2 protein-coding genes and 1 pseudogene are annotated in these 3,542 nt (G+C 64.0%); 1 reads left to right on the top strand and 2 read right to left on the bottom strand.

Features of this window, described 5'->3' with window-relative positions; translation table 11 throughout:
• Nucleotides 1-179: 179 nt before the first annotated feature.
• Nucleotides 180-1,565 (top strand): annotated as a pseudogene (locus tag EN991_RS27995) (NAD(P)-dependent oxidoreductase); the annotation flags it as partial.
• A 287-nt stretch (nucleotides 1,566-1,852) separates the two neighbouring features.
• On the opposite strand, the gene EN991_RS27990 reads toward EN991_RS27995, so the two are convergent.
• Together EN991_RS27990 and EN991_RS27985 are read right to left on the bottom strand one after the other, a co-directional pair.
• On the bottom strand, nucleotides 1,853-2,599 hold the full coding sequence (locus EN991_RS27990) for an ABC transporter ATP-binding protein (RefSeq protein ID WP_127369968.1): 747 nt from the start codon (nucleotides 2,597-2,599) through the stop codon (nucleotides 1,853-1,855).
• Nucleotides 2,592-3,542, bottom strand: a 951-nt coding sequence (locus EN991_RS27985) for a hypothetical protein (RefSeq protein WP_127369967.1), incomplete at its 5' end; no start/stop codon positions are given. The genes EN991_RS27990 and EN991_RS27985, both read right to left, overlap by 8 nt.

Raw genomic sequence — 3,542 nt, 5'->3', positions numbered from 1 at the left:
ATCTGACGCCGTTCCAGGCTGATAGGTTCTGATTGATCGGAGATTATTCGCTGGGGAGGCTGAGAAGCCGTTTCAACCGGTGACCGCCAACTTTGACCCGTTCTTGCCGGAGAAATGACGTGACCGCGAACGCAAAGACAAACTTGGACGCGGCCGAGCAGATCGATCCGCAAAGCGTCTACACCATGCTGATCTGCGATCTGATTGGCCTGCGCTTTGGGCCTGACGGCAGACCCGACCCGAGCGAAGTGCGTGCCCATATCGAAGCCAGGGGCGGCCGCTTTCACCTATCCGCGCTTGGCGACAAAGCTGGTCTGGAGCGGGGCCGAGTGCATTTCTTCTACCAGCCGGACCTCAGCACCCGCGAGGAACTGGCCGAAGCCGCGGGCGATGGACGCTACGACGCCGTCATCGCCGCCGCGACCTTCCTGCCCGCGGAGACCGTCTTTCCGCTGGCCGGCGTGCGGATCGGGGCCGGCACCGGAAACATGGGCTCACGCTCGTGGGGCGGCGGCAGCGGCCAGGGCGGCTCTGCGGTGCTGATGAACACGCCCGGCATCAACAGCCGCGCCACGGCGCAGATGGTGATGAAGGCGATCCTGAAAGTGCTGCCGGATCTTCCGGTGGACGTGCTTCACGAGCGAGTGGCGCGCGGCGCCTTCGACACCGGCAGGGACCTGCGCGATTTCCCCACCGAAAAGCTCGAAGGCAAGACGATTGCGGTCATCGGCTACGGCAATATTGGCCGCGAGGTCGCCAAGCTCGCCCGCGCCTTCGGCATGCGCGTGGTGATCCATGCACGACCACGGCACCGCGACTGGATCGAAACCGAGGGTTTTGTCTTTGCGCCAGATCTCGTCGAAGCGGCTGATGGCGCGGATGTGCTGAGCGTCCATGTCGGCCTGGGCAAGCAGGATGCGCAAACCGGCCGCTACGCCAATGCCGGGCTTATTGGCACGGAGGTCCTGTCATGCATGAACAAGGGCGCGGTACTGGTCAACTACGATCGCGGCGAGCTTGTCGAGGTTGCGGCGCTTGGCAATGCCCTGGAGACAGGGCGGGTTCGTCATGCGGCGGTCGATGCCGACCTTTTCATGGATCTTTCGACCGGCAGCCTCTCCGGCCCGATGCTGCCCTACCTCGATCTGGTCGAGAAGCATGGCGACAAACTTGAACTCCTGCCCCACGCCGCGGCCGATACGGATCACCCTTCGCGCGTCGCCGGCGCCAAGCAGGCCGTGGATCAGATCTTCGATATCATCTGCCGCAAATCGGTGACCAACGCAAAAGGCACCGTGCCGTCAGGGTACCTTTCTAGAGGATCAACCACGCCCCCCGGCATCGGGCCGGCAACGGCCGGCGACCTGTTGAAACTGACGGCACAGGAATGCTTCGACCTCGCAGATCTCTGCGAGCGGCAAACCCAGCTGTGGAAAGCGCTTTCAAACGCGCGGCCGGACGAGCGCGGCAAGATTGTCGCCGAACGGGGCGGGGAACTTGTCCGGTTGACAAATCGCTTTTGCCTTGGCGTTGAAAAATCGAACCTCAGAAGTTCGTGTCAGTAATGCGTCACTCCCACATAACCGAGTCAGCGGTAGTGCTTTTGGTCTATATTAATCACGTCTCTTCTTTGGGCCACACCATACGAGGACATACGAAGGATATTGCTGCGCGAACCATCCGCTAATTGATTGATTTTGTGAAAAGACGACGTCCATCAGCGACTAACATAATCGTTATTGGGTTGCGAAGCGGTTCGCCCAAATTGATTCAAGAAGCTGAGCGAGCCATTTACTTACGCCCCGGTTGGCAGCTTTGCGCCTCATTCCGGTAGTTCGGGATGCCTTTGCCACTACCTCCTTCGCCAGGTCATGGGTTCCGACAGCGCCTGCATAACGTGGAGCTCAAAGGCGCCGGGCGCGTGGCTGGCCTCGGCCAACTGCCGTGCATTCCACTCTAGGGCAATGCTGCCCCCGGCTAGAAGCACCGCGCGGTTGCACAGGCCGGGAACCGCTTCGACCACGTGGGTGGAGATGATGACGGCTTGGCTCGCCGCCAATGCAAGGATGACGCGTTTGACCTCGAAGGCGGCAAGCGGATCAAGGCCGTTCAGGGACTCGTCGAGGATCAGCAGCGGCGGCGCGCCAAGCAGGGCCGCGGCGATGGCGATCTTCGCCCGCGTGCCGAGCGAATATTCGGCGATTAGCCGGTCGATCCAGCGCTTGAGCCCGAGCCGTTCGGCGACATTGACGCCAGGCCATCCGTCTTCGGCACAGCCGCGGATCGAGGCGACGAGCTGGAGATACTGCCGCCCGGTCAGCGCCGCCGGCAGGTCGGATGGATCCATGGCAAGGCCGAAGCCGGACTTGGCGCGTTCCGGTGCGCCGGCAAGGTCGGCGCCGCCGATCGCCACGGTCCCCCCGAGCGGCCGGATCTGGCCGGTGATCGCCCTGAGCAAGGTGGACTTGCCCGAGCCGTTGGCGCCAAGCAGGCCAAGGATATCGCCTCGGGCGAGCGATAGATCGATACCGCTGACGACCGCGTGGCCACCGTAGCCGGCGCTGAGCCCGCGAACCGCGAGTATCTCGCTGCTATCCATGGCGGTATCTCCGTTGCGCCCGATGCCACAGGAACAGGACAAGGGCGGCAAAGCCGATCAGCACTGTGCGCCCATATTCGAGCGATTCGTAGCTGGTGTAGGCGATGGCGCTGAGGAAGCTCAGCGCGGCGACGAACGGCGCGGTCATGAAATAGGCGGCGAACACCGCATAGGCGCCGTTCAGCGCCAGCAGCCACAAGCCACTGGCGAGCGGCATCGCCCAAGCCGATGGCTCCGCCGCCAGGGCAGCACCTGCCGGCATGAGAAAGAAGCAAAGCGACAATTGCAGGGGCAGCCGCGCCAGCCGCAGCCACGTCCTGACAAAGCCGATTGGAGCCGTGCGCAGTACCGGCGAGCCGAGCGGATGGAAGCGCGCGCTCAGCATGAAGACGAGAAGGCCGCCGGTCAGGCCCGCCATTGCCGCCGGCACCGCATCGTGACGAACGAAGCTGATGGCGGCGGAAAGCACCGCGACGACACCAAAGAAGGTGGCCGCGCCCACCAGTCGCCAGGAAAAGGGCACATGGCCAGCCGGCAAACCCCAGGCCCAGCTGGAGAGCCAGGCTGGTGCGGAACGATCGAAGGCACCGAGCCAGGGCCGGCGCCCGCTTGGATCCCTCGCCAGATCGGAATTGTTGATGGGGACGAGGTCGCGAGCGCACTGCAGACGCAGGACGGCCGCCGCGCAAAAACCGGCGCCAAACAGGATGGCGGCGCCGAGACCCCAGACCGGGGCGAGTGGTTTTGCGATGACGGCGCAGCCAAGACCGACCGCCGCCGTGACGGCCACGACAAGCGGAACGCCCATCGCAAATGTCGCCACCGCCGCCATGCGCCGGCCCTCCCGAAGCGAGAGCGGCAATGCCTTCAGGAAGGGCGCGAAGGCGCGCGACAGGCAAAGCCTGGCGAGCGCGCTGCCGGTAAAGGCGCCAAGAATAAGAAG

This window comes from Mesorhizobium sp. M7A.F.Ca.US.005.03.2.1, assembly GCF_003997795.1.
Taxonomy (GTDB): domain Bacteria; phylum Pseudomonadota; class Alphaproteobacteria; order Rhizobiales; family Rhizobiaceae; genus Mesorhizobium; species Mesorhizobium ciceri.
Note: the sequence above shows the minus strand (reverse complement) of the source record. Positions and strands in the feature narration are given on the sequence as shown.